At 47.9% G+C, this 25327-nt stretch carries 14 protein-coding genes; 7 read left to right on the top strand and 7 right to left on the bottom strand.

What is annotated here, in order from left to right:
- Nucleotides 1-7 precede the first annotated feature (7 nt).
- Nucleotides 8-1369 carry a four-carbon acid sugar kinase family protein gene (locus tag OEZ43_05850; GenBank protein MDH5545096.1) on the bottom strand — a complete coding sequence of 454 codons (1362 nt, stop codon included), beginning with the start codon at nucleotides 1367-1369 and terminating at the stop codon, nucleotides 8-10.
- A gap of 21 nt (nucleotides 1370-1390) precedes the next feature.
- Nucleotides 1391-3610: a phosphoketolase gene (locus OEZ43_05845; protein MDH5545095.1), complete on the bottom strand. Its 2220-nt coding sequence runs from the start codon at nucleotides 3608-3610 to the stop codon at nucleotides 1391-1393.
- Nucleotides 3611-3762: 152 nt separating this feature from the next.
- Here OEZ43_05845 and OEZ43_05840 point away from each other — a divergent pair, with 152 nt between their 5' ends.
- Both OEZ43_05840 and OEZ43_05835 read left to right on the top strand, forming a co-directional pair.
- Nucleotides 3763-4518, top strand: coding sequence for an IclR family transcriptional regulator (locus OEZ43_05840; protein ID MDH5545094.1), 756 nt, complete (start codon nucleotides 3763-3765; stop codon nucleotides 4516-4518).
- A 150-nt stretch (nucleotides 4519-4668) separates the two neighbouring features.
- Nucleotides 4669-6507 carry a response regulator gene (locus OEZ43_05835; GenBank protein MDH5545093.1) on the top strand — a complete coding sequence of 613 codons (1839 nt, stop codon included), beginning with the start codon at nucleotides 4669-4671 and terminating at the stop codon, nucleotides 6505-6507.
- 25 nt (nucleotides 6508-6532) lie between these two features.
- Here the strand turns inward: OEZ43_05835 and OEZ43_05830 are convergent, their stop codons facing one another.
- Nucleotides 6533-7426, bottom strand: a complete 894-nt coding sequence (locus OEZ43_05830; protein MDH5545092.1) for an FkbM family methyltransferase — start codon at nucleotides 7424-7426, stop codon at nucleotides 6533-6535.
- A 753-nt stretch (nucleotides 7427-8179) separates the two neighbouring features.
- Here OEZ43_05830 and OEZ43_05825 point away from each other — a divergent pair.
- The gene (locus tag OEZ43_05825) at nucleotides 8180-8899 is read left to right on the top strand and encodes a YebC/PmpR family DNA-binding transcriptional regulator (GenBank protein ID MDH5545091.1); all 720 of its coding nucleotides are present in this window, start codon (nucleotides 8180-8182) and stop codon (nucleotides 8897-8899) included.
- A 723-nt stretch (nucleotides 8900-9622) separates the two neighbouring features.
- On the opposite strand, the gene OEZ43_05820 is transcribed toward OEZ43_05825, so the two are convergent.
- Nucleotides 9623-10468, bottom strand: a complete 846-nt coding sequence (locus tag OEZ43_05820; protein ID MDH5545090.1) for a hypothetical protein — start codon at nucleotides 10466-10468, stop codon at nucleotides 9623-9625.
- Nucleotides 10469-11134: 666 nt separating this feature from the next.
- On the opposite strand from OEZ43_05820, the gene OEZ43_05815 reads away from it, so the two are divergent.
- The 3 genes from OEZ43_05815 (at nucleotide 11135) to OEZ43_05805 (ending at nucleotide 17519) form a co-directional block, all read left to right on the top strand.
- Nucleotides 11135-11890 (top strand): carbonic anhydrase family protein, encoded by a 756-nt coding sequence (locus OEZ43_05815; GenBank protein MDH5545089.1) that lies wholly within the window; start codon nucleotides 11135-11137, stop codon nucleotides 11888-11890.
- A gap of 360 nt (nucleotides 11891-12250) precedes the next feature.
- On the top strand, nucleotides 12251-13711 hold the full coding sequence (locus OEZ43_05810; GenBank protein ID MDH5545088.1) for a hypothetical protein: 1461 nt from the start codon (nucleotides 12251-12253) through the stop codon (nucleotides 13709-13711).
- A 340-nt stretch (nucleotides 13712-14051) separates the two neighbouring features.
- Nucleotides 14052-17519 carry a hypothetical protein gene (locus OEZ43_05805; GenBank protein ID MDH5545087.1) on the top strand — a complete coding sequence of 1156 codons (3468 nt, stop codon included), beginning with the start codon at nucleotides 14052-14054 and terminating at the stop codon, nucleotides 17517-17519.
- Nucleotides 17520-17668: 149 nt separating this feature from the next.
- On the opposite strand, the gene OEZ43_05800 is transcribed toward OEZ43_05805, so the two are convergent.
- Nucleotides 17669-18298: a response regulator transcription factor gene (locus tag OEZ43_05800; GenBank protein ID MDH5545086.1), complete on the bottom strand. Its 630-nt coding sequence runs from the start codon at nucleotides 18296-18298 to the stop codon at nucleotides 17669-17671.
- A gap of 186 nt (nucleotides 18299-18484) precedes the next feature.
- Here OEZ43_05800 and OEZ43_05795 point away from each other — a divergent pair, with 186 nt between their 5' ends.
- Entirely contained in the window at nucleotides 18485-20599 is a 2115-nt protein-coding gene (locus OEZ43_05795; GenBank protein MDH5545085.1) for a hypothetical protein, read from the top strand.
- Nucleotides 20600-20750: 151 nt separating this feature from the next.
- On the opposite strand, the gene OEZ43_05790 is transcribed toward OEZ43_05795, so the two are convergent.
- Together OEZ43_05790 and OEZ43_05785 are read right to left on the bottom strand one after the other, a co-directional pair.
- On the bottom strand, nucleotides 20751-24125 hold the full coding sequence (locus OEZ43_05790) for a hypothetical protein (protein ID MDH5545084.1): 3375 nt from the start codon (nucleotides 24123-24125) through the stop codon (nucleotides 20751-20753).
- Between the two features lie 310 nt (nucleotides 24126-24435).
- Complete coding sequence (locus tag OEZ43_05785; protein ID MDH5545083.1) at nucleotides 24436-25068, bottom strand: response regulator transcription factor; 633 nt, start codon at nucleotides 25066-25068, stop codon at nucleotides 24436-24438.
- Between the last annotated feature and the right edge of the window lie 259 nt (nucleotides 25069-25327).

Genomic DNA, 25327 nt, shown 5'->3' with positions numbered 1-25327 from the left:
TTTCCTTTTAGGCGGATGCCGCCTGTTCTTTATCAGAACGCGCGTGCTGGTCCAGGCCACTGAGACGCCGATAGACGGTTGCCAAAGCGAATTCGTCACCTACATTGCCGGGGAAAATTACCACTGGCAGATTTGGATAGCGTGCGTGATCTTTTGGACAGCGCACCACCGAACAACCGGCGAGTATCTGTCCGACCACGCGTGATGTGTGTAAGGCCAGACCACTGCTCAACACATCGTTAGAAGTAATGCCACCCTTGCTGATCAGAAAACCAATGTCCTGTGGCAAACCGCGTACGACGTCCATCAGGAATGCGGAAACGCTTTCACCAAATTGCAGACGTGTTTGCTGATCGGCAAAGGTCAGCTCAACGCGACTGGTAAAGATTGCCGATGTCTTTCCCAGTTGATGCGCCATTAGCGCAGTCTCAAGAACGTTTTTCAGCAGGGCGTCTCGCTCTTTGCTGATCAGACTGACGTCGATTTCAATCGGAGTTATGTCTGGTTGTTTCAACAGTTCTTGTAACTGAGAAGTTGTCTTCTTCACGTGCGAACCGATGATGACCGCGCCGGGTTTGCCGTTGCGCACGTACTCACGCATGGAAGACGCGGCAACAGGCTGCGGTGGTAGTTGCGCCAGCGAGGTCAGCAAACTGGCCGCACTGCGGAACAGAAAACGTTTGCCCTGTGCCGCTGCCTTGCGAATTTGCGCTGCAAACTGATCCAGATCGGATTGCTGTTCACAGTCGACGACGCAGCACTGGTTATCGTGTAACGCAAGCAAATCCGTCAATGCGTCACCCTGTATCTTGTCCAGCGTAAACCGCTTTACCGCAGATGCAGGAATGCGTCCCTTCGTTTTTTCTTCCACATAGTCGGGCATGTAGCTGTGCTTATAGCCAAACACTGAATCACGTGCGAACTCGGTTTCGTGAACCGGCACTGGCTTGCCATCGACCAATAGATAGTGCACACCATCGCGCGTGATGCGTCCACCTTCGAAAAAAGCCGGCACCAGAAAGTGCGCATCGAATGGCCCCATTTCGTCATTGATCACATCGGTTTCGACCGGATAGTGTCCGCGCAATGTCGAGTCGGAGCGACTGACCATGATGGGGTTGATTGCCTTGCCGACGGCCTTGAGTTCTATAAGCGCCATGTGCAGGTTTTTAACCACCTCGCGCGTGACATCTGCCGCCTGCGCGGCGTCCATGCCGCGCGTATTGGTCAGCACAAAGAACAGTGGCGACGCATCTTTCAAGGCTGCTTTCAATGTATCCACATCCCAGCGCGTTAGCAGCAGGCAACTGTGAACCGTTTGCGAACCGGTTGGATCGTCATCCAGTACAACGATTTTTGTCTGGCTCATGCTCAGTGCTTCCTGTGTTGTTTACTTGCCGATGGACTTCGCAGCATTAACCATGGCCGCGGCGGTGATGCCGTTGAAGCCCATGATTTCCGCCGGTGAAGCCGTGGTTTCGCCGCGCTTCCAGCAAATGGTTTCGCGCTGCGGTGCGCGTGTGCGCAACAATACCGGTTCAAGCGAGGCGCTCGGTCCGCCGCTGACCGCGATCAACAGATCACCGTCAAACATGGCATTGAACTGATCGCGAGGCATGAAACGGTTGTCAGGCTCAGATACGGTGTCCCAGGAAACATCTGTCTCGCGATACAGGCGACGCGGATTCATTACCGCAACGACGCGTACGCGATAACCTTCTGCTTCCAGCTTGTCCTTTGCTTCAAATACCGGCAGGAACACCATGTCACCCGTCGCGGCGATTACAACAGTACCCTTGCTACCTTTTTCACTTTCGTAAATCGTGATCGCACCGTCTTCGATACCCTTGCGTGCCTCTTCCATAGAAACATAGACCGGCAGCGGACTCTTGGACGCTATGATTGCGATACCCTTGTTGTGCTGCTGCGTACCCCATTCATAGGCGGCCTGAATCGCATTGGCGTCACACGGGAACAATGGATAGACGTTACCGTTACGCATCTGTGCCGCGAAGTAGTTTTCGATTTCAGGGCGCTGATGCGTCCAGCCGTTACGACCCTGTTCCAGCGCGCCGGCAGTAAACATACACATTGCCGCCGGTGTCTTGCGACGCAGTTCGGCCATCGCCTGCGTGACGGTCTGGAAGATCGGCCAGCCATTGATGGCAAAACTTTCATACGACAACCAGATGGATCGCGAACCGAACAGCGCGAGACCAACCGCGAGACCGGCGCACGCGTCTTCGTTCAGTGGCTCGTAGACCTGACCTGTCGGTGTCTGGTTATACAGGGCGTCTTCGGTCGGGTGACGAATCTTCAGTACGTCATTGATGTTCTTCATACCAGACGCTTCGTTGCCGTCGGCATTGGTAACGACATAACGCGGGTCCATTTTGCCAACCGCGCCAACCAGTACGCCCATCGCGGTGGACGGCACCTGCTTGTCACCGACGGCGAAATCGGTGATTGGCAGTTTGCCCAGTGGCGCGATATCGAGTACGGACTCAGTGACCGATGTCTTTACCGCAGGACCACCACCGGCGCGAACAAAGTTGTCGCGTACCAGTTGCCATGCGGCCGGTGAAATCGCGCGACGCTGCAGGCCATCGATGATGTGTTGCTGGTCGAGCGTGTCGTTCGGATACAGATTGTGCGACTTGGAACCAACGGTGTGTACACCAGTGCCTTTCATCTGTTTGATGATGAAGCAGGTCAGCGTGCCGTTCAGCGCAGACTGCGCTGCCTCATTGACACCTTCGAGTACCGCCTGGGCAAACGCGTTACGCTTTTCAAATGAGAAGCGCGAACTGTCAACGTATGCACCTTGTTGTCCGCTGTCGTCAAAGTCCTTGGCATCGACGATAACAATCTTCTTAAAGCCATGACCTGACCAGTACGCTGCCATTTCTTCATTCGACATGCGCGACACCATGGAGTGGTGTTCCTGGCTATAGCCGTTCCAGATTAGTACCGGCAGGAAATTGGTGATATCAGGGTAGGCAACGTTGAAGTGCTGCATAGCAGAAAGAATATAGGGCTCGCCCATACCGCCGTCACCGAGTGTAAACGGGAATAGCTTGTCGCGGTGTAGCATCGCGCCAGCGAGTGCAAAGTGCTGACCTTGACCCAGCGGGCCCGCCGGGGCGAGTATGCCGGGGATCGCGCCAGAGAGGTGGCCAAGCAGACCGTGACGCTCACGGAAGCGCGCACGCATCTCGGCGACAGTGCGGATACCCATTTCCTCCAGCGAGGTGTCGAGGAACATAGCGGAATAGAAACCGGGTGCGTGGTGACCGACCTCGGTGATGATATTGGTATGGCCAAGCATGACCAGCGCGGCATAGGCCTCGGCGCTGGAGGCGAAACCGCCCGGGTGACCTGAACCCTTGGCGCCACAAACCTGCAGGGTGAGGTAGCGCAGGGCGTCGGCCATTAATAAGGTCTGGTATCCCGCCTTCGGGTCGCGGGGATTGGCAACCGCCGACTGATTTTCTGCAATTACCGGGCTCGCGCCGAGGGTATCGAACTTTGGCCACTCCTCGCCAAAGTGCTGTATGCCTTCGCAAAAGGCCGGGGCATTCTTGATGCTGGAATCAGGTATCGCAGACATAGTATTGATCTCCTTAATATTTATGAATTCGGTGTGAGCTTGTCAGGTGTATGTGTCAGGAAAAACTGACTGCTTTGCTCTACTTCTTGCCATACCATACTTAATCGGGTAGCATTTCACAATATGTAACCGTTTTCACAATGTGAAATTTTATGAATGAAATCACCAGCAGTATTCAGGTAATAGATCGGGCGGTGAGTCTGCTCGATGCCTTGTCCAATTATGATCAGCCCGTCAGCCTCAAATTTCTTGCCGCTGACACAGGCCTGCATTCCTCAACCGCGTTTCGCATTCTGGGTTCGCTGATTGTGCATGGTCTGGTCGAGCGTACCGAGGGTGGGGATTATCACCTTGGCAACCGCCTGTTGCGCTGGGGGGATCAGGTGCGCTCGCGTATCGATATCCGTAGCGAGGCGAGACCCGTGATGGCCTGGTTGCGCGACCAGGTCGGCGAGACGGTCAATCTGACCGTGCGCGAAGGTGACGAGGTTGTGTATGTGGAACGTGTGACCGGCCGACACGCGATACGAGTCGAACAGGTCATCGGCAGTCGCGCGCCACTGCACGTTACGGCCGTCGGCAAGTTGATGTTAGGAGAATTGGGTGAGCAGTCGATACGCGAGTTTGCGCAACGCACCGGCTTACCGGGGTTTACTAAAAACACCTTGAGTAATGAAACAGCACTGGCTCAACAAATCGAGCGCGACATGCGCAATGGATATGCCTTCGATGATGAGGAGGCAGAGCTCGGGGTTGGCTGTATCGGCGTATTGATACGGGACTCATCGGGTTCTGTGGTCGCAGGGCTTTCGGTGTCTGCCCCGATCGAACGCAGAAAATCTGAATGGGTAGAACGGCTTGTTGACGCAGGAAAAAAAATTTCGGCGCGACTGGGATACTCCGGTTAAGGAGTTATACAGACCGTCTGAAAAGAATGTTCATCACAATCAAATGGGTTTGCTTTGTTTTTTGTCTATGTGGCAGGCAACACACTATGACTATTTAGCAACAGTGTTTAATTTAGGAATTATGGCCGAAGCCGATAGCCTAGGAAAGTCATGCACATTACCAATATCGTGAATCCAAAATCATCAAGAACAATTCTTATTCTGGGTTTCGTCACCGGATTTGCCATATTGATGATATTGGTAGTCGGTTCTCATTTTCTCAATAATGCGGTGCTCTCTCACTTAGGTCGTGTTTCATCTGAAAATTCGCACACGCACTTCATTAGTGAAATGCGGGACGCTGCGATGAATCGCACCTCTCTATTGCTCCGTATGACCGCCACATCTGACGTATTCGAACGCGATGAGCTATTTATGGAGCTTAAAAGTGAGGCAGTCCACTTTATCGAAGCCAGAGATGCACTACTTGCGATGGAAAATCTATCCGACTATGAGTTACAGATTTGGAAAAGCATATCTCCTATCGTCGCTGAAGTGTCGGAGCATCAAAATCGTTCGGCCAGGTTACTGGTGGAAGGTGAGGATTTAAAGGCGAGAGAGCTATTGGCTGACGGAATGTTGAATAGGCAAGCGGGCATGCTTCAACAGCTACGCGCTATGCTGGCCTTTCAAGGTGTCGAAATTAATAATGTTATCAATGATGCCAATGAAAGTCATACGCAAACGAGTGTGTATCTGCTGATTCTCTCTGCGATAGGGTTTGTTTCATTTGCCCTGATCGGCAATATTGTATATGCCCTGGTGACAGGGAATGAAACGCGATTTCGCCTGGCCAAACAATTGGCTGAGGATGCAAACTCCGCAAAGAGTACCTTTCTCGCCAATATGAGCCACGAAATACGCACGCCATTGAATGCCATCATCGGATTTGTTGAAGAACTCTTGCATAATGATCTAAGTAAGCAGGAAAGAGAAGAAGCAATAGCACATATCGCGGCCAGCAGCACGCACCTGCGAAATATCATCAACGATGTCCTGGATCTTTCAAAGATTGAGGCGGGACAATTAATCGTAGAGAGACATGTGACAGCGCTCGGTCCGCTGTTGGAGGAGACAGCATCGCTTTACAAGGAAATAACCGCTAAGAAATCCATTGGGTTTGAATTGAATTACCATTTTCCGTTGCCCGCATTGATTGAAACAGACGGGGTTCGATTAAGACAAATATTGATCAACTTGCTTGGTAATGCCGTAAAGTTTACGGAGAAAGGTAAGATAGTTGTCGATACGAGTTTTGACTGTGAGAATCGAAAGCTATTGTTTTCGGTGAGAGACACAGGTATTGGCATTAAAGAAAAATATTTCCAAGAGATCTTTCAACCTTACCAGCAAGTTCATGCACACACTTCACTGCAAACGGGTGGGACTGGTTTGGGTCTGGCTATTTCCAGTCAATTGGCGCAAGAACTCGGCGGAGAAATGCGTTTTGAAAGCCGGTTTGGCGTAGGAAGTACTTTTTTCTTTAGCATCGATTGCGGAGAAATGATCGAGCAAGAAATGCCTGAAGATTTAAACGAGTTTTTCAATCGTAGTTCTCTGAATTTGGTCAAAACCGAAATGTTACCCGACATCAGCGCAACGGTGTTGCTTGTCGAAGATAACAAAGTGAATCAGATTCTTATTGAGAAAATGCTGGTGCGGGCCGGTGTGGATGTTGAGATAGCCGATAATGGACGGGCTGCAATTGACATCGCGACAAGAAAATACTTCGACTTGATTATAATGGACATCAAGATGCCAGTTATGGACGGTATTTCTGCGACAAAAGAATTGCGGAGACTAGGCTGCGTTACACCGATAGTCGCTCTGACGGCAAATGCACTAATCGAAGATAAGAATAGCTGTTTAAAAGCCGGAATGAATGCCTATCTGACGAAGCCGGTTGAGAAGGACAAGTTTTATATGGTCATTCAAGAGATGATAGGATAGGCAATCCGCAATCTTACGCGCCTAATCATGGCACAAAATTCGGTGGGAATGCGACGATGTTGAATTGATTGTCACCGTCTATCCGTGCCTGGTTAAGCGGTCGCGAAGCCAGCACCTTTGTGTCTTCAACCTCTTCACATCGGTATCCCAGTTCTATTAGCATGTCGATGATCTTTTGGTTAGAGGAGTCCAGTTTTCTAAACCAGGGATTTGTCATTTCTATATACAGGAAAGGCATGTGTTGCTTAATCGTCTCGATTGCGCCCGCCAATACCAGCGGCTCTGAGCCTTCAACATCAATTTTTATGAAATCTATTCGTTCCAATTCATTCCTGGCGACAAACTCGTCAAGTGTTATGGCATCAACCAGTATTTCACGGGCTGCCGCAGTCGCTTTCGCCAACACCGAGCCGCCCCCTGTATTCGCATCGTCTATATGGAAAGGAATTTTTCCTGACTCCGAGCTCAGGCAGACTTTTTCAACATGAATTTGATCCGCGAGAGCAGGATTTAGTTGTAAGTTGCCCTCAAACGCCTGGCATATAGCCGGATTAGGCTCAAAGGCATGAATACGGAATTTCTTTTCTTCCTTTTGGCAACGTTGCGCTAACTTCAGGCTGAATACGCCTACATTTGCGCCGATGTCAAACACCACAGATCCATCTTCGCAGAGACGGTTGGCCCAAAGCCAGGACGCCTCGGGAAGATTGGCAAAAATATGCCACTGCATATAGTCAGACATATTGACGTTGAAATACACGTCATCTCGATAAATAGTACGTTGGTCATTGGCACTATAGTTGTAGTGCAGCGGAATGAATCGAAAGGTGTATGGTAAAGCACTACCAAGTCTGGCAAAGATTTCCTCTATGCCAAGCGACTTTACTAATTTATGCGCAAAACGCGAAGTTGTTTTCACGGGTACTTTACTGACTGCCTGTTACTTTATTGATGAGGTCATCGGAGAAGCCCTGGTCTTGTCGCCAGTATCAAACAACAATATCTGCCTGTCAATTTTGCAACAGCTTTGGAAGTCGAACCGTTTCCTTTATCCACGCGGATGCACCAGTCTAATCTACGCATGACTTTCAAGCTTGCGAAACCATTTCGCGTATACCGGATGCCTTAGCTATCGAAAAAATACGCATAAGGATAGCTACAGTCGGCTACAGAGCGAGAGACTTTTTTGGGAAATGGGCGGGGAGTCCGACCTCAGTTAGACCGAATAATAGTGATGACAGCAGCTTTTTTCGCTTGTGAAAGGGATTGCTTGGTGCCTCATTCGGTTTATTGCTAGAGCGCCCATTAGGAACCAGGTAGGCAGAACCGGATAGTCGCACCGCGTGGAACCATGTTCCCATTAGTGTTGCGCGCGGCTGGAGCTTGCACATCGTTGGGCGCCAGGGCTGAGCGGTAGTACAGCGAAAAGCGTCGACTTAAAAATAGCCCAGTCTTTGCCGGCCGGGTAAAGGTTTCAGCGACAGACGGGGTATTTTGTAGGGGTACGAGTACCGGCCGAACTAAACACCAACTTCTATCCGTTCAAAGAAGTTAGTCGATTTACCTGCCCTCACGGGGATGTGGGCTTGCTAATTATTTTGGACGAACACGCCTATTCTCCAGTAAAATCCCCGGCAAACGCCCTTTTGATAGACAGAAGAGTATCAACATTATGGGAAGAGCATTTGAAGTCCGCAAAAATGCCATGGCCAAGACCTCTGTGGCCAAGGCCAAGGTTTATTCCAAATACGGTCGCGAAATATATGTTTGCGCGAAAAGCGGGGGCATAGACCCCGACAACAACCTGGCCCTGCGCCGCTTGATGGACAAGGCGAAGAAAGACCAGGTTCCCGGGCATGTCATCGACAAAGCCCTGGATAAGGCCAGCGGTGGCGGTGGCGAAGACTTCGTACCGGCTCGCTATGAAGGCTTTGGCCCCGGTGGTTGCAATGTCATCGTTGACTGTTTGACTGACAATAATACGCGTACCTTCAACGATGTCCGTCAGTGTTTTACCAAAACCAAGGCCAAGATTGGCGCACAAGGCGCTGTTGCTCACATGTTTGATCATCGTGCGGTATTCAGTTTTGCGGGCGAGGATGAAGATAAGGTTCTTGAGGCGATGTTAGAGGCGGATGTCGATGTGAGTGACATCGAAAGCGAAGACGGCATGATCACTGTTTTCACCCCGCCAAACGAATACTTCAAGGCCAAGACTGCGCTGGCGAGTTTGCTTGGCGATCAGGAACTGGAAGTGGATGAGATCACTTTTCTCCCACAAGCCATGTGTACCGTCAGTGGTGACGATGTAGCCGTGTTCGAAAAATTCCTGGCTATGCTAAACGATCTGGATGATGTGCAGAACGTCTATCACAATGCGGAGATTGAGTAGCCGGTATTTTTTCGAGCGTTCTTTACTTTAGCGACGAGACGGGCTCAAAAATCAGGCTCCTTCTGATTATTGTCTTCGGTAGGTGAATGGGAGTTCGTTATAGAGAACCCCTATTTGTCGCCCTGGTGTTTTTCAGATTTTCTTCCCTGGTTCTATTTAAAATGTGTTCTCTCTTACTCATCTCCATATCCTATGAATGTCAGTTCGCGTCGATAGTTGGATAAGGCATCGTCCTTGTCTCCAAGTATGGAAATACGATGGCCTTCCGCATCTTCTACGTCGCAGTGCAAAGCCTTGTCATCACGATTGTCTTTTTCACAGACAAATCCAAGTTCATGCAGTTTTTGTAATAAAGGTTCGGATTATAATCCGCTGGTCTATTTCATGTTCACCATAGAGCTTTTTACACCAATCATGTTTTTAGATAAGCTCAGATAGGTACAACGCACTCTTGTGATGTGTTGAACATGCAAAGTAACCGAGATTCGACTACCATTGGCGAAAATGTTGTAGTTCTAGTCTCTAACGGCAACCAATTCAAATTTTATAGGATAGTCGATCCGAACTGCCACCCAGCCAATACATAAAGCATGATTGAGTGGCCATACTAGAGAACTGGCTCATCTATAGAGAAGCGGATTATGTTTCTGGAGTCTGTGGCGAAAAACCGACAGGGTACTTGGGCAAGATTGGTATGGTGCCAGTTGGCTAGGACTCCGCTCCTCAATAAGCAAAGTGATTGTCGATATCGTCGGACTTTCTCCTACCAATAAATCCAGCCAAACCGAGCAAGCCCAAACCAAACAATGCCACGGTGTTTATTTCAGGTACCGATGCCATATTGGAAGACATTGTATAAGCAGGCGAATAATCGATATTGAGATAGGCATTTTGAAAAATCATGTCGCCTGTGATAACCAGTTTGTAACTCAATAGACCGTCACTCATTAGATCTTCAATGGCAATGCTGTCGAGATCCATCACAACGTATTGATCAATGGCGTAACCCTGGTTTCGCTTGTAAAAGTAATCATAGTCATAAACCGTGTAAGAAGTATCTACCCACTCAGTACAACCATAGACTGAATCCTGCCACCCGCAACTCGATTCGACGTAATAGCCGCTAGGAACCGTGCGAGAATTCGTATATTGATGAGAAAAAATGCTAGGGGTGGAGTAATAGTCGCCAACGAGAGTTTGGCTAGTATCGCCCAAAGTTATAGAAACCGTTTCCTGAGGATCAAGGAAATACATGTCAAAATATTCATTAGTCCCTGTGTAGGTGGAACCGTCGTAACTTGTTCGCGTATAGTAGCTGAAGTATAGATCTTGCTGATCGTCAATAAAACTGAAGGAAATACTTGCTGAGTTAATCAAATAGTTTCCGCTGCTAAGATCGAGGCCTGTCATTGAATTGATATCGAAACTACCCGTATAACTCCAGTTTTTGACGTATAAATTTGATGCGATATTGTCGTCCGCGCCTATTAGTAGTGCGTGCGTATTGAACGAATACAGGAGTGTCAAACCGGAGATTGCAAATCGCCACAGAGACCGGGAAACGGACATAGACCACCTCAATATGTAGGCATCACACCGTGCTGATGCATGCGTTTCTGAGTTATAAAAATTGCACTATCAGGGTAAATAGCATGTGGAGATTAATGGCCTATTAATCAGTTGATCTGGCCCAGGTCTAGAATGTTTCTAACGGGAAGAGGTATTGTGAGGTTTTCTATTGCTAAATGTGCTTGTGTCGAAATACCTGTCTATGTATAGACTCGAAAAGAATACGCATGAGAGGCGAGTCGTAATACAAGTGAGAGTTTTGCTATTGTTGTCAGCACAATGAATACAGTTTGCTAAATAGAATGTATTCGGAATTGAGGTTTTGGTTGTCGGATACACAAGCATCAAAGATGCTCTTTTGAGTTTTCGAATCATTAACAAGGTGACAAATTTTATCCGTTTCTGAATGACCATGTCGAACACGCAGCGAAAAAGTGCATCTGTCCCTAAAATATATGAACAAAAATTGTTCATCGCGTATTGAAAAAAAATATATTAATAGAGAGTAAGCCTAAATTTATTTAGGCATAAAATAATATTGCTTGTCAGTATGTTGATATACATGAGATTTTTGCGCCCGCTGTTTCAACGCTGAGACAGTTTAAAAGTGTGTTTTTCCTCCAGAAGGAAGAATGTTTTTCACATTTATGAAGGGAACAAATACTGATGTTGAAAAGTAAATTTGCAATAGCAACACTTGTTTTGACGTTCGCAAGCTCGTCTTTCGCAGCAGAATGGAATTATGACGAAGCTGATCTGGTGCATGGTCCATCTGCGTGGGGTGATCTCGAAGGTGCGGAGGCATGCGGAAATGGTCTGGCTCAGTCTCCGATTGATCTTGGTGCACATAGTCGTGGAGAAAATCCACGTCTGAATATAAATTACAAGTACACCAGCCTGAATGTGGTTAATAACGGACACACTATACAAGTCAACGTGGCAAACGGCAGTACGCTGACAATTAACGGAAAGACATTCGAACTGTTGCAATTTCACTTTCACAGCCCTTCCGAACACGTAGTGAGCGGTCACGAATATCCTATGGAAGTTCACTTTGTAAACAAAGCAGCGGACGGTAAGTTAGCGGTTATTGGTGTATTTATAAGAGAGGGATACCACAATCGTACGTTGCAAAAGATTTGGGATATTGCACCGAAAGAAGCCACAACAGAGATCGCGCACTCAGATGAAATCATAAGCCCGGTGCGTTTGTTGGGTGATGAAGAAGAGGAATATTATGGCTACCAGGGTTCTTTAACTACGCCACCGTGTTCCGAAATCGTTACCTGGAATGTGCTCAAAGACAAAATCGAAGCCTCAGCCGAGCAAATTGCATATTTTAAAAGCTTGATACACGAGGGGCATAATGCTCGTCCAGTACAGGCGGTTAATGGTCGTTCAGTCACGCTTAGCCACGACTAACAAGCGCCAATATTGCAAAAATAATCGCTCCGCAGTGCGGGGCGATTATTTTATCTCTCGTCTTCAAACAAGATATCTTGATGTTGAGTCGACTACTTGCGTACGAATAGTCGTCATCGCATTGCTTCATACAAATACATTCGATTTCGGTGACTGAATTACCCTTTAAGCATCGTCCGTCGTATGCGTGTCCGGAATGGATATTATTCCGAATAATTCTCCTCTGAAAGCGTCACCAGGCAGCTGAAAGACATAGATAGTAAAAATATTGGAAAAAATATGGATATTTGGTTAAGGATAGTGCTGACCGTCCGATGACTACCTATAACACGAACAAAAATGAGCGGGTGTATTGTGACGATGAGATCAAAACTTATTCTACCTATTCTAGGCATGCTTACCTTGAATACTGCATGTTTGCATGAAGCGCTACTTCAGAACGATCCAGGCAATCAGGATCCAGCAACGCAGACAGATGATACTTCGACAGTTACAGAAGATCCGACGACAACTGATTTGACAACGCCTATCGATAGTGCAACCGGTGCGGATACTACCGCTGGAACTGATACTTCAACCGGTACGGATACTACCGCTGGAACTGATACTTCAACCGGTACTGATACAACAACCACGCCGACTCCGGTAACAGTAAGTGATGTTCAATTTGTTATGCCTGCGTCTTTTACCCAAGCCGCCTTTCGCGATGGTAAGTTGGGTAGTTGGTCACTTGTGAGCGCTACTTCATCGACGACGACTGCGTCAACATTTGATTTTTCTGTTAGCGATGCCGATGGCAACTATTCCGTAGCGTTCAGTATCGATGGGTTAAAGGCCGTTGTGATTTATAACTTCAATATCGTCGATGTTCCGGCATTCGATATGGTCGGCTCAAGCGCCGCTTCGCGTATTGTTGATGTTTCGAGGACACCTACCACGGGAGCAAGCCGAATCCTGACATATACCGATGTTGATGGTTTGAATGACACACTGGGCGGAGTTGCAACGTCGCCGATGAATATGAGCAAGGATCCCGGGGATTTAGTGTCGATGGAATTCGATGGCCCTGGTATACCAAACAAAATGATCCTAATGCGCAACCTTACAGCATTGGACACAACCGTAAATCTCGATTTCAGTCTTGCGCCGGCTGATCTGGTGACACGCACGAATACGATCACTGGAACATTTTCTACTTCGTCGGCAACTATGACGCTTTTGACCAAGAACGGAACCGGCTGGGGTTACAATCTACCCGATGCAAACTATTATCTTCCACCGCTTAGCAAGTTGGTTACCGGTGACTTGTTGATTATGGAATCTTATGCCGAACTAGCCGACCAGACACTAGTAAGTATCAGAAACATTTACGATGCGTTGAACGCGACAAACTATACGGTAAATATCAATCCGCTGGTGAATTACTCGACCGACTTTGCGTTATCTGTGAGTGGTGTTGTATCAGGGCTATCTAAGGTCCAGGACAATGTCGACTACACGCACGGAGTATACTTGGTACTCTATACACAGGATCAAGATGGAAATACCACAAACGGACCGGAGGCCAATTTGAATGTCTACGCGACGACTGGATGGCTCGGAACTGATACAAGCCTATCGCCGACGGATCTGTCTTCGATTGCCGGTTTCACTACCGTGAGCTTTATGCCAGGTACAAACGCCACAGCGGTATATCCTTCCGTTTCATTCTACGCAAATGGTAAAACCTTTAGCGAGAATCTGATGGGTGTGAAGGAAGTTGGTGATGTAGCTATCGACTATAAAAACTCAAACGCACTGGGAACATTTATGTGGCCATAGCAGGAAGACTTAAAGGGAAATACGGTAAGGGGCGTTATAGACGCCCCTTTCTTTTCGACCAAAGATTTTGGCAGGAATGCCTGAAGCAACGTTTGTCAAGTATATTGAATAGATAGCACCAGATTGTTCCGAAATAATATGTATATTCTGCCAGAAATAGACAGGTGATCTGCATCGCGAGCGGTACTGAGTTATCTTTTTGGCAATACTCATCTTCCTGGTAAAACTGATCGATACTACTATGGCTATAGTGTGCGCAAAGTCACATTTATATGCTGTCGCTATAATACTTTCGTCCGATATCCCTAAAACAATTGTAAAAAAACGTCCAGGGTGACTCATGTCTTTCACTAAGAATCTACTTATCTCATCATTCGTTTTAGTAATATCTTCTTGTAATGGCCCATTAGGTGATCTCGTCAATAACCCTGGAGGGGATGCTACTACGGGTACAGAGGAGACTATTGTTGACGGTAGCTCGATTCCAATACCGACTAGTTTGCCAACAGTTCTTTCGGTGCTGGGTGAGGAATTAACCTTGAGCCTGGACGGGATGGACGCCCAATTCTCGTATGGCATTTCCTTTTCCACAAATAGTGATCTAGCTACTTTCAGAGACGGCATCGTCGCTTACAAACTGGTTGAGCAGAACAGTGCCCAGGGAACGATTACCGTAAATATGAGTATCCTGTCGCCAACTTTGGACGCAAATGGTGACGCTACGCTTTATATGCGTGTTCAGGCGGGTGATGCACAAGGTTTCATGTCAGAATATTCTGAACCGGTTGCAATAAAAGTCTTGGGTGCACCCACCGAATTTGCTTCGATTTCTGCCACGGGAAGAATGACCACGATTGAATGGCCGGTGACGACGGGGCAGGGATACAATGTTTACTATCACACGTCGACGATCTATCCGCACACAATAAGTTCCGCAACCAAAGTAGAAGGCGGCCCTTTTACAAGCGGTTCTCACACTTTTAACCCAACGTTATGTACCGCTAATCTGTGCTATTTTGCGATAAGCAAAGTGGAAGGTAGTAGCGAATCGCAGTCATTGAGTTTTACGAGTGGATTGAGGTTGAGTGATTCTGCCGGAAGCTTTAGTTTCAATAAAACGGAAGGTGATAGCGTTACGCTCAGACGTGGCAATCTGGCGGGGCATAATCAATTCAGATACTATGTTTCTAACAGCGCTAACCCCACACCGGATACCGCCACACTCATACACGATTCTGCCTCCGATGGCGGGCAGATCGATTTTGTTCATACTATTTCAAGCTACTACGACGGTGCTGGTAATCCATTGGTCTACTACTATCTGTTAGAGACTTATTCCGCATATGACTATACGGATGCGTCTGGAACGACCAAGAAATTTTACTCGGCAACAAACAATTACGATATCAGACCGTATACGCCGTCTTTATCAGATTTTGCCTTGAAATACGGAACCTCAACTTATGTGGCTCACCTTGAGCCTCAAAAAGTAGGAAACAGTATTTTCTGGCTCAACAAATCTGCCGGCACTGTATACGAATACCCGCTGGATGGTTCAGCCGTAGTCGCCTATCCCGTTGGTGGAGGGACCGGTGTGGTCGCCTACGCAGTCGATAGTCTGGACAAAGCAACCCAGTACTCCGGTGCCGGTTATAATGTCTACAAATACTCACACGATGCAACAACTGGAAGCACGACGAGTACCGGAACATTGACATTGGGCACGACCTCGGCGTATTCGATTTTCGACATGGCGCAGAGCGACTCCGATTTGTTTGTATTGACGCGTGGCACCATCATCAAAGTTGCAAAGGCCAATGTATTTTCTGGTGGCGGTTTTACTGAACTGGTAACCGGCCTGGTTGGTGCTACGGATCTTGAATTGGATGCGACGAATGGAATTTTGTACGCCGCTGATACAAACGGCATTATTTCTGTATCGGTTGCGGGCGGTTCGACAACGGTTGAAAGCGCTGTTCCAGCGACGCAGATTGCACTGAATGCAAATGGCACTAAATTATATGCCTGGCAAAAAGGTATGGATCAACCTATAAGGGAAATACTGCTATCCACCGGAACCGAAACCGATATCAAGTTGCATGTCAGTGTTGAGAATACTACAAGTAAGAAAGGCGTGCTGGAAGTGATCGGTGACTGGTTGTATTTTGTTAGTGAGGCTGGAACCTATCGCATGTCACTACTTGATTCCAGTGTTGAGCAAATTGCTGGCGAAAGAGGTAGAGGAATTGTTTGGGATGCGACTGCAAACGAATTCTATCTCGTTGGTACGGCCTACGGGAAAATATTTCAACTACCTGAGGCCTATTTTAAAGCTCCGCCAATCGCACCGGCCAGTGTTGGTGTTGTCAGTACATTGGCAAAGGACACACAAGTACAATTAACGATTGATAAGCCTGTAGGTGAGATCATTGAATTCTACATGGTAAACGGCCAGGCCGTTTATGCGGGTGCAGGGGCGAGTTTGACAACTAGTGTAAGCGGTCTTACGAATTCGCAATTGGCAAGTATTAATGTCGCGGCCTACAACCTTACCGGTGGTACTCTGCCGATATCGGTACAGGATACACCGGTAGTTGCTGCGCCAGGAGTTGGGGTGAATGGTGGAAACGTCTCATCTGCATTGGATTTGAATATTGCCTGGATTAATCCGATGTCCAGGGATATAACCTTGCGCATCTATCGTTCTACGACACCGACTGTGGACACCGCAGGGGTTCCAATTGCTACTTTTCCGTTTACTGTGGCTGGTTCGGACCCAGAGGCTGTCAATTACAGTGCCTCAACTGCGTACACCGATAGTACGGGTCTGACGGACGGTGTGTTGTATTACTATGCTGCGACGCTGGACGATGGAACCGGTATCGTCAGCGCCGACAGCGCGATCAAAGGAACCGTGCCGTTTGCGCCTTATACGCAGTTCACCACAACCGGTGCTCGCAAGGGTAACACGGTGGCAAGATTAGGGACGAGTTTGTACTGGGCCGATGGTACAGGGCTTAAAGGATTTGACGGTGCAATCATAACAACTGTTCAGGACACATCACTAGCTGCAATGGGGACGGGGACACTTGAAGTCGTCGCCGATGATGTTGATAACGCTCTCTATGTTGTGAAAAGCGGTTCTTCATCAATACATAAAATCGCGGTCGATATGACGGTTGACTGGATAGAGACGACGTTCGCCACGCCTGGTGTTCTGCTCGACAAGATTACTAAAGACGGTACAAGTCTGTATGCGGCAGGTTCTGGTCGTGTGTTTGAAGTAAGTCTTCTAGATGGAACGGTGACAACCTTGTATACGTCGGCTTCAACCATCAGTTGCATTATGCAGGGCGGTGCCTATGTCTATTGGACCGAGGGTGCTAGCCTAAAACGGGTACTTAAGACCGGTGGTACTGCAGAGACCTTGTTGACCGAGACCCAGAATATCGGTGACCTGGAAGTCGATGGCGCAGGTAGCAATCTGTTTTACAGCATCCCGGTTAATGGCAGTCACACGATCAAGAAATACACCATATCTTCGTCGACTACGACGATTGTGACTGAGCAATCAAATGCCCCCGGTTTTGCTCTGAATAGCGCCGGCGATGTGTATGCGCTGCTCAATCGGGCGCCTTCCACTGGCGTTGACTACAAGGAGTTTGTGAAGTTTGCTGCGGCAGATGGCGCAGAGACGTCAGTAAAACTGGGATGGCACAGTGGTTCGTACGATCTTCAGGATATGTTCCTGGATGGTACAAACCTGTATACGACTTCGCACAATTACTGGATGCATCAGGTGCAATAAACTTATCACAAGGGGTTGGTACGTGAGTATCAACCCTTTGTCTATTTTGTGCGACACGTTGTTTTCGGCTTCGTTTTGACATAGGCAAAGATACACGAAGTATTTGCAAGGGTTCGAGAGCAAATGTCCAGCGGAAAAGAGTCACTGCATCAGCTCACCAGGCCTAATCTTACTGCCTCCAATGCAGCTTCAGAGCGCGACGACACGTTTAGTTTTTTATAGATGTTTTTAATGTATCCAGACGTGGTGTTAGTCGTGATAGAAAGCATTTCTGATATCTCGCTACGTTGATATCCCCTTGAGACAAGTACCAGCACCTCAACCTCCCGGTCGCTTAGAGTATGTTTTCCCTGTTTACCCTCTCTATTGAAATAGGTAATGATGCGCCGTGAGACAGAAGGCGCCAGCGGCGGCTCGTCTACAGGAATTCTTTTGAGCCGTTGCACTAAGTCGGTGTGTGCTTGTTCCTTGGTCAGATATCCTTTTGCACCTGCTTTTAGCGCCTCAAAGACATGGTGGTCGTCATCGTAGATAGTTAGGACTACCGGATAGGTTTCCGGGGATCGATCTTTCAATCGACTAACGAAGTTCAAGCCGTTGCCATCGGGTAAATTGATATCAATGATGGCTATATCGTAGTGGTTTTCGACAATCAGTAAATCGGCATGTTCTATGGTGGCGGCTATATCAATGTCTTTGATATTAAGCGACACCTGCAATGCCTCCTTTACCAAAATCTGGATGGAGTCATGATCCTCAAGTATTAGTGCACGTTTCATAGGTATTTATTTTAGTCAGCTATTCGTGATATGTGTAGAGGAGGAAAGAAAAAATACAGAAAGTTGATTACGATTTAATACAGAAACGTAATACCCCCTATATAGGGGGTGAGGATTGCGGCAATTCATACTTCTTTAAATTCAATTATTCTCCCCCAGCGCGTACTTTTGTTCGCGGGTATGCTCGTGCTTGTTCAATTGTTTGTGACACTGATGCTGGTGCTGGAGCAGCGTGAACTGGGAATACAGACGACATTCATCGACGGAGCTCTGGCTATTACTTCGGTTGACAGATCGCTTGAGAATAAAATCCGTCAAGGCGATACGATACGAGCCATAGGTGGCAATGGTTTTACCCTGGATATGGGTATGCAAAACGCTGTCGATATTCCTGATCAATTAGCGACCTTTGCGTTATACAATCGTTTTTTTAGCGATCAGGAACAATTATATGAAATAGTTGCCGGAAACGAGATTATTTTATACCTCAGTAGTGGTGAAACTGTTGAACTACAGCCCCGTATTCGTGAGTTGAGTGATGTACCTCTACGTTTCTGGCTAACCAATGCCTTTGGGATTTTCGCCTTCATGATTGGAATTGGCGTGTGGGCATACGGTACACGACGGATAGAGTCACACTTATTTCTCGCATCCGGACTCGGATTTCTGTTGATCACGTCCTGCACATCGGTGTATGTCTCGCGTGATATTGCGATGGATGCTCAGATCTTCCTGATGCTTTCCTCTATCGGACATTTTGGCGGGCTTTTATTTCGATACGCGATTGTTACACTGTTATGGTTTTATCCTCAGCGTATCGGTCGTTTTCCACTGGGCATTTTGATGTTGCTTGTACCAACATTGATTTGGGCTAATGAGCTGGGTCAATGGTTTGACTGGCCTATCCACACTTTTCATATTCACTCGAATATTCCGTTGTTCATTTTTGTGTTGAGTTTTGCCTGGGTACAGTGGCGACGTTCTGCCAGAAAACCGATAGAGCGGGCGGCGACTTCCTGGTTTGTGCTTGCCGTAGCTATCAGTACCGGGCTAGGCCTGATTTTATATTTTGTACCATTGATTCTAAACGGCGCACCGATACTCACACCATGGAACACGCTGGGCGTCGTGTTGTTACTCTACCTGGGAGTCGGCGCTGGGGTTTCTCGTTTTGGCTTGTTCGAACTCGATAAGTGGTGGGTGCTGACGTGGTTGTGGTTGATCAGTGGGGTATTGGTATTTGTTTTAGATATTTTACTCGCCTATGTGGTTAACGCCTCCGAGTCGATTAGTCTCGCCTTATCGGTTTTGCTGGCAGGCTGGTTATATTTTCCTTTGCGTCAATTGCTGTATCAACGGTATCTAAAAAGAAGCCATGATGATAATTCACATGTAACACGCGATGTGATTGCGCTTAGCCTGGGTAAATACAGCGATTCCGAGTTTCGTGCAAAATGGCGAAAGGTGTTGAAAGATTTGTATCAACCACTAGAGGCCAGGTTGGTCGATATGAAAGCACAAAGTAAATCTGAGCTCGGCGAGAATGGGTTAAATATGTTGGTTCCTGTTCCAGGTGCTCCGGGAGTTATTGTACTATGCTGCGCAGACCGGGGAAGGCGTCTGTTTGGAAAAGAAGATTTGCAATTTGTTGAACAGCTGTTGTCTCTGAGTCGCGAAATTATCAGTATTCAAGATGCCAAGAATCAAGCGACGGAAAAGGAGCGCGAGCGGATTATGCGCGATCTTCACGATGATGTAGCCAGCTCCCTGTTGACTCTTTCGCACCAGGCACCGACGCCGGCGCTTCAAAACAGCGCGCTTCAGGCATTGGATTCCTTGAAGCAGGTAGTCTACAGTCTGGACAATTCCTTAGTGGAAAGTCTGGAAGACTATTTTGAGCGCTATGTACAGCAAATGGAGCAACGGGTAAACGCCGCTGGCGTTAATTTCAGGCATGATATTGCGAGCGAAATCCCCGCAATAACACTCAATTCTCACTATAAAATAAATTTGTCACGCATTTGCAGTGAGGCGGTTAGCAATGCATTAAAACACTCCTCAGCAACCCTGATTACCTTCAAGCTTAGCTATACTGATCCGTGGCTGTACTTACATTTTTATAATAATGGCGTTGATTCACCACCGGAAACCTGGCAGACAGGGCGGGGGTGTCATCACATACGTCTGCGAGCGCAGGAACTCGGCGGTGATGCGGTTTGGCGCATGAATTCCGTTGAGGAAAACGGGAGTAGCGGAGACGGATGTGTTCTGGAGGTCAAAGTACTTCTAGACATGGAGTAATTGATTTCAGTAAATAGGTGTACACGCCATAGCGTATCGGGAATAAAGCAACTGGTTACGGCGAAGATTCACCGATCTATCGCCGATATGCTTGAATCACCATCACGTGTACGCTGCGAACGCGTACACGTGATATCAAAAAAATTCGGCTTCAGCTACATGGCAGTGAAGTACGGCGTTTGCCGCATCCCCTTACACAAATTGTTAAAAGCCACAACAATGCCAGTATAAAAATATTAACGGCTCCCTTCTTTGTTTTGGTACTGGTATCTGTTGTTGTGGTATCCAACGGTGATGGTTCCTGTTGAATAGGGTCAGTTGGTGTTGTTTCGCTAGTAGATTCATCAAGCGGTGCCTCGATGAGATTACCACTGGTTTGGTCTGTCTGATCAGCGGGTGGATCTGTCACAGGAGCTGGTTCGGTTGACGCTGATGTACACGAGAGTACACCGCCAGACACGGTCGGCGTATAGGAAGAAGCGAGCTCCACTCTGTTGCCTGTTACGCCTGTGCCGGCACTTTCGAGCATCAAGTCATAGCTGACGCCATTAGTCAGTCCAGAAATAATGTAGCAGTTAGTCGTAGCATCTGGCGTGAGATACGGGTTTATCCACTCACTGACATTATCGCTGGCAGATTTTTTGTAGATTTGTACATGCGTATAGTTGATAACCGTCGGTGCTGTCCAACTGATTTTTAGCTGACCATCGCCGACTTCGATTACGGGATTGACGACATCAGACAAGGTATTGGTGCCGTACATAAAGCTAAATACGGGATAATGATCACTCCAGTTGCCGGATTTATCCTGTGTTCTAAAAAACACTTCATAACGACCATTTGCCAGGCTACCGGGTACGATAACTGTATCGCCAGGAGAACATTCCGTCGCGGTATTCCACTGAGTTTCGCCGCCAAGCAAAACACAGTTGGCGACTGTCGTGCCGAGTGAATTTCGCAAACTGAGATGGATATTTTGCGAGGCGCCAGAAAGGTTGTCTATCGCGCTTGTCCAGCTAAACACTGGCGTATCAACGCTGTTCTGCCAATATCCAGTACTCACGCCACCTGCAGCAACAAAACTTGCTGGTGGCTCCGGGGGAGTGCTGTCTACACCGTAGCCTGTTTTGTCGCCCGCAACAACGGACTCCAGTTGGCCGGCGCTATCGCTCGCTTGTGTATAGAACTGGTAGTGTCCTTCTCCGAGAGGCGCATTGAAACTAAACACATCAATGCTTGTACTTCCTGCGGCGCTGACATCCAGTGTTTGATACGCCGCCCATGAACTCCAGCTAACCTTGTCAGTGCTGTGGCGATAAAATAGTGTGATCGATCCCAGACCTATATCATCGCTGGCAAAGAAAGGAATATTGAACGGTACGGTATCGTGGCTGCCGCCTTTCCAATACCAATTATCCCATTCGATATCACCTGTGATGTTCAATGTGTCGGGGCGATAGCCTCCTGTTGCGGTACTGTCATCAATGCTTGCCGCCGCGTTATCGACAAGATGAATCTGTGACCACGGTTTGTGATCAAGACTGGTATTGGTCGGCATAGCGCTACCGACTTTGATTATGGCCCACACATTGAGAGTAGGCAGGGTAACGGTGCGAGTCGCGCCAGTGCCTGTTGAGGTCAATGTCGCCACTGCCGCTTCTGGAGACACGATATCGATATTGATAGTACCTGCATAGTTGGGTGGTACTGGCAGCGTTAGCGTTTCGCCTGCAGCCACGGGAGTTGTCGTATTGCTGACCAGGTTAAAGTTGGTATTCACCAGGTGATAAATATGTGAGCCATCGGCGCTAACCTCAAAACGAGTCAGATGAACGGTCGCTGGCAGCGTGGTCGTGATTTCTGGTGCGACGCTACTATCTATTGCCGTCTTGAAAGCGCTGACCTGCGTGGTGATTGCACTCGAAGCCAGTAAATTGGTGTTTGCCGCAGCCCCCAGATCAGATTGGATTGAAATGAGGGTACCGGTATACGTCGTCGTATCTACATTGTCGACGCCGAAATGGTTATCAAATGTTCTTGTCGCGCTTACATCGACGCCAGTTTCGTCATGGGTCGCGATGCTTCCCATACCAATGACGGTTCCGCCGTTGTTCAGATAGTTTTCCAGGATGGTAATTTGTGCATCACTTAGCATCGAGGTGCCAGGCAACACGAGCGCGTTGTAGTTGTTTAGTTGGGCGAGTGTCATTGTCTCGCTACCATCTCGTCGTGAAGTATCTGCTGCGAATACAACATCCCACACTCTTTGCGCCTGGCTCAGCATCATGCTTATGCCTTTGAATGAGCCACCGACACCGCCGGGATCGGTAGCGATGCCTGCTTCCGTATAGAGAATGGCAATCTCACCGGCTTCCGGATGATTAAACAAATCGGAGTGCCCTGTGACCAGTGCATAGTAAGGTGCCACCGCTGCAGGTGTAAAACCGTAGTTGTGATAGTGTGACCAACCAGCCCCCATTACCTGAGAAATACCACCATTGGCGTAGGCTTCTGCAATAAACTGCTTATCGAGATTACCCACCGCGACGGTTGCGTACGGATCGCCTGTTCCATTGAGTGTTGCTGTGTTAGCGGGAGCGTTCCAGGACCAGAAACGTTTTCCAAACGCGACAGCCGACTTGTAGGCATAGGACAGGTTTTGGTAGGGGTAGTTTAGCGTGTCGAGAAATGTTTCAGCCAGAGTGTAGTCAAACAGATCGGCTGCAATGAAATTATCGGCATCGGATATATAACGATTTGCAGATAAATAAACAGTTTTTCCTAAAGAACTGGCATAGCTCTTTAATGCGCTTGTCCATGCACTGAAAAATTCTCGTTCGATGACTTTGTCGTATGCCACCCATTGTTGCCAGTAGCTGTCGCTAACTAAAGTAACATCTGCATTGCCTACAGCAGTAGCAATGTCATTCGTTGTCGCATATCCTAGCCCTGTTAGATGTGAACGAATATCGAATGTTGGATTGCCGATATGAGTAGCGAACGCCGCGATGATTTCCGCATCAAAACTGGCCTGACTGTAATCGACGCTACCGACATCGAGAAAGATATGCTCAGCGCCAAGGTCTATGGCCAGCTTTCCGGAGTCAATCAAATAGTTTTTGAAACTGCTCCGAGTAATCGAGAATTCGTAATACGTACCGCCTGCGTCGCTTTGAGTAGCGGAACTACCGTCGAGATCAATACGCGCGCCACTTGATAAGCTATATTTTATGCCGCTCTCAATTCGTGTCATATCGAAATAGGCACCGTAACTTATGCCTTCTGCTTTCCAGGCCGCGATTGCACGAGTGATTTCTTGTCGCCTGGAAGTTGATAATTCACTGTCTATCGGTCCGAATTCGTCAACAACCATACTGGGCTTTATTCCCGGACTATAGATAGGACTCGGTCCAAACACGGATCCAGCGGGAATTCCTGTCGGTGCCGGGGCAGCAGCAACGGGTATGAAAACAGTAGCGAGTCCGAGCCCCGTTAGAAGTGTTGCTGTTGTAATCAGTCTAGACATACAAATCCCCTCAATTCGTTAAGGTCGGTTCGGCTATACAGTGCCGGGAAATAGTGCACCAGATACATAGTCGGTAGACCCCGGGGAATTCGCATCCCCTATCTGGGGGGTAGGGAATTCTGTTGGAAGCATACCCTGCTTCGGGATAGTCGCTGATAGGAGAAAGAAGTCCCAAAGTCAGGGCGTTGACGAAAAACTTGGACAGGAGTGAAATGGTTTGGCGTTATCGATCGCCAGTTAGATTGACGACTTATATCCATGCGAATTGGCTTCGTTGAAAAAATCGGGCTAATGACAATCGTATAGTTTTTCAGTTGATCAATCCAAGCCGCACGGCCTCCAGCGCTGCTTCGGAGCGAGATGACACCTCAAGTTTCTTGTAAATATTTTTTATGTAGCCGGAGGCGGTGTTGGTTGTTATACAAAGCAGTTCGGAAATCTCGGCCCGTTGAAAACCTTTTGCTACAAGCACCAACACTTCAACTTCTCTTTCGCTAAGTGTGTGATGTTGTTGTGGCCGAACTTCTTTATTGAAATGCGCAATAATGCGTCGCGAGATGCTTGGGGTCAGTGCTGGTTCTCCGGAGATTATTCCCTTTAGGCGCTGCGCGATCTCGTTTCTGCTTTGGTCCTTCAGCAAGTAACCTTTTGCCCCCGCCTTTAATGCCTCGAACAAGTGTTGGTCGTCATCATACATCGTGACCATGATGGTATGGGTGTTTTTATGTGACTCCGCTAACAATCGGACAAGCTCAGTCCCATCCCCGTCAGGCAGATTGATATCTACCAGGGCCAGATCAAATTCGCGCTCAAGCAATGTCAGTTTCGCCTGCTCAAGCGTGGTCGTCAGCGCGATGTCATCAATTGAGAGTGTTTCCGAAATAATCGACTGCAACCACAAACGGGTTGTGTCGTGATCTTCCAGTACCAGGGCTGATTTCATTTCAAACCTTAAAACTATTGGGTATAACGATACTATGTAATTAATAAAAGAATAGCCAGAAGAAGGCAAGTTATTCCCCCCCTGTATAGGGGGTGGAGAAGTCCAGTGCTCATCAACGTTGAGGTGTCTACTGCTGACCATACTTCACCACGCAGGAATCGGAAAACAAGTTGTCAACGTCTTGGTATAAGAGCGACATCTTTTGCATTATTCTCTCGCTGCCAAAAACCGGTTACTATCCTTGTTAAACAGCAATCGA

The sequence above is a fragment of the Gammaproteobacteria bacterium genome (genome assembly GCA_029881255.1).
Classification (GTDB): Bacteria; Pseudomonadota; Gammaproteobacteria; order S012-40; family S012-40; genus JAOUMY01.
This window is presented reverse-complemented; position numbering and strand designations above follow the sequence as displayed.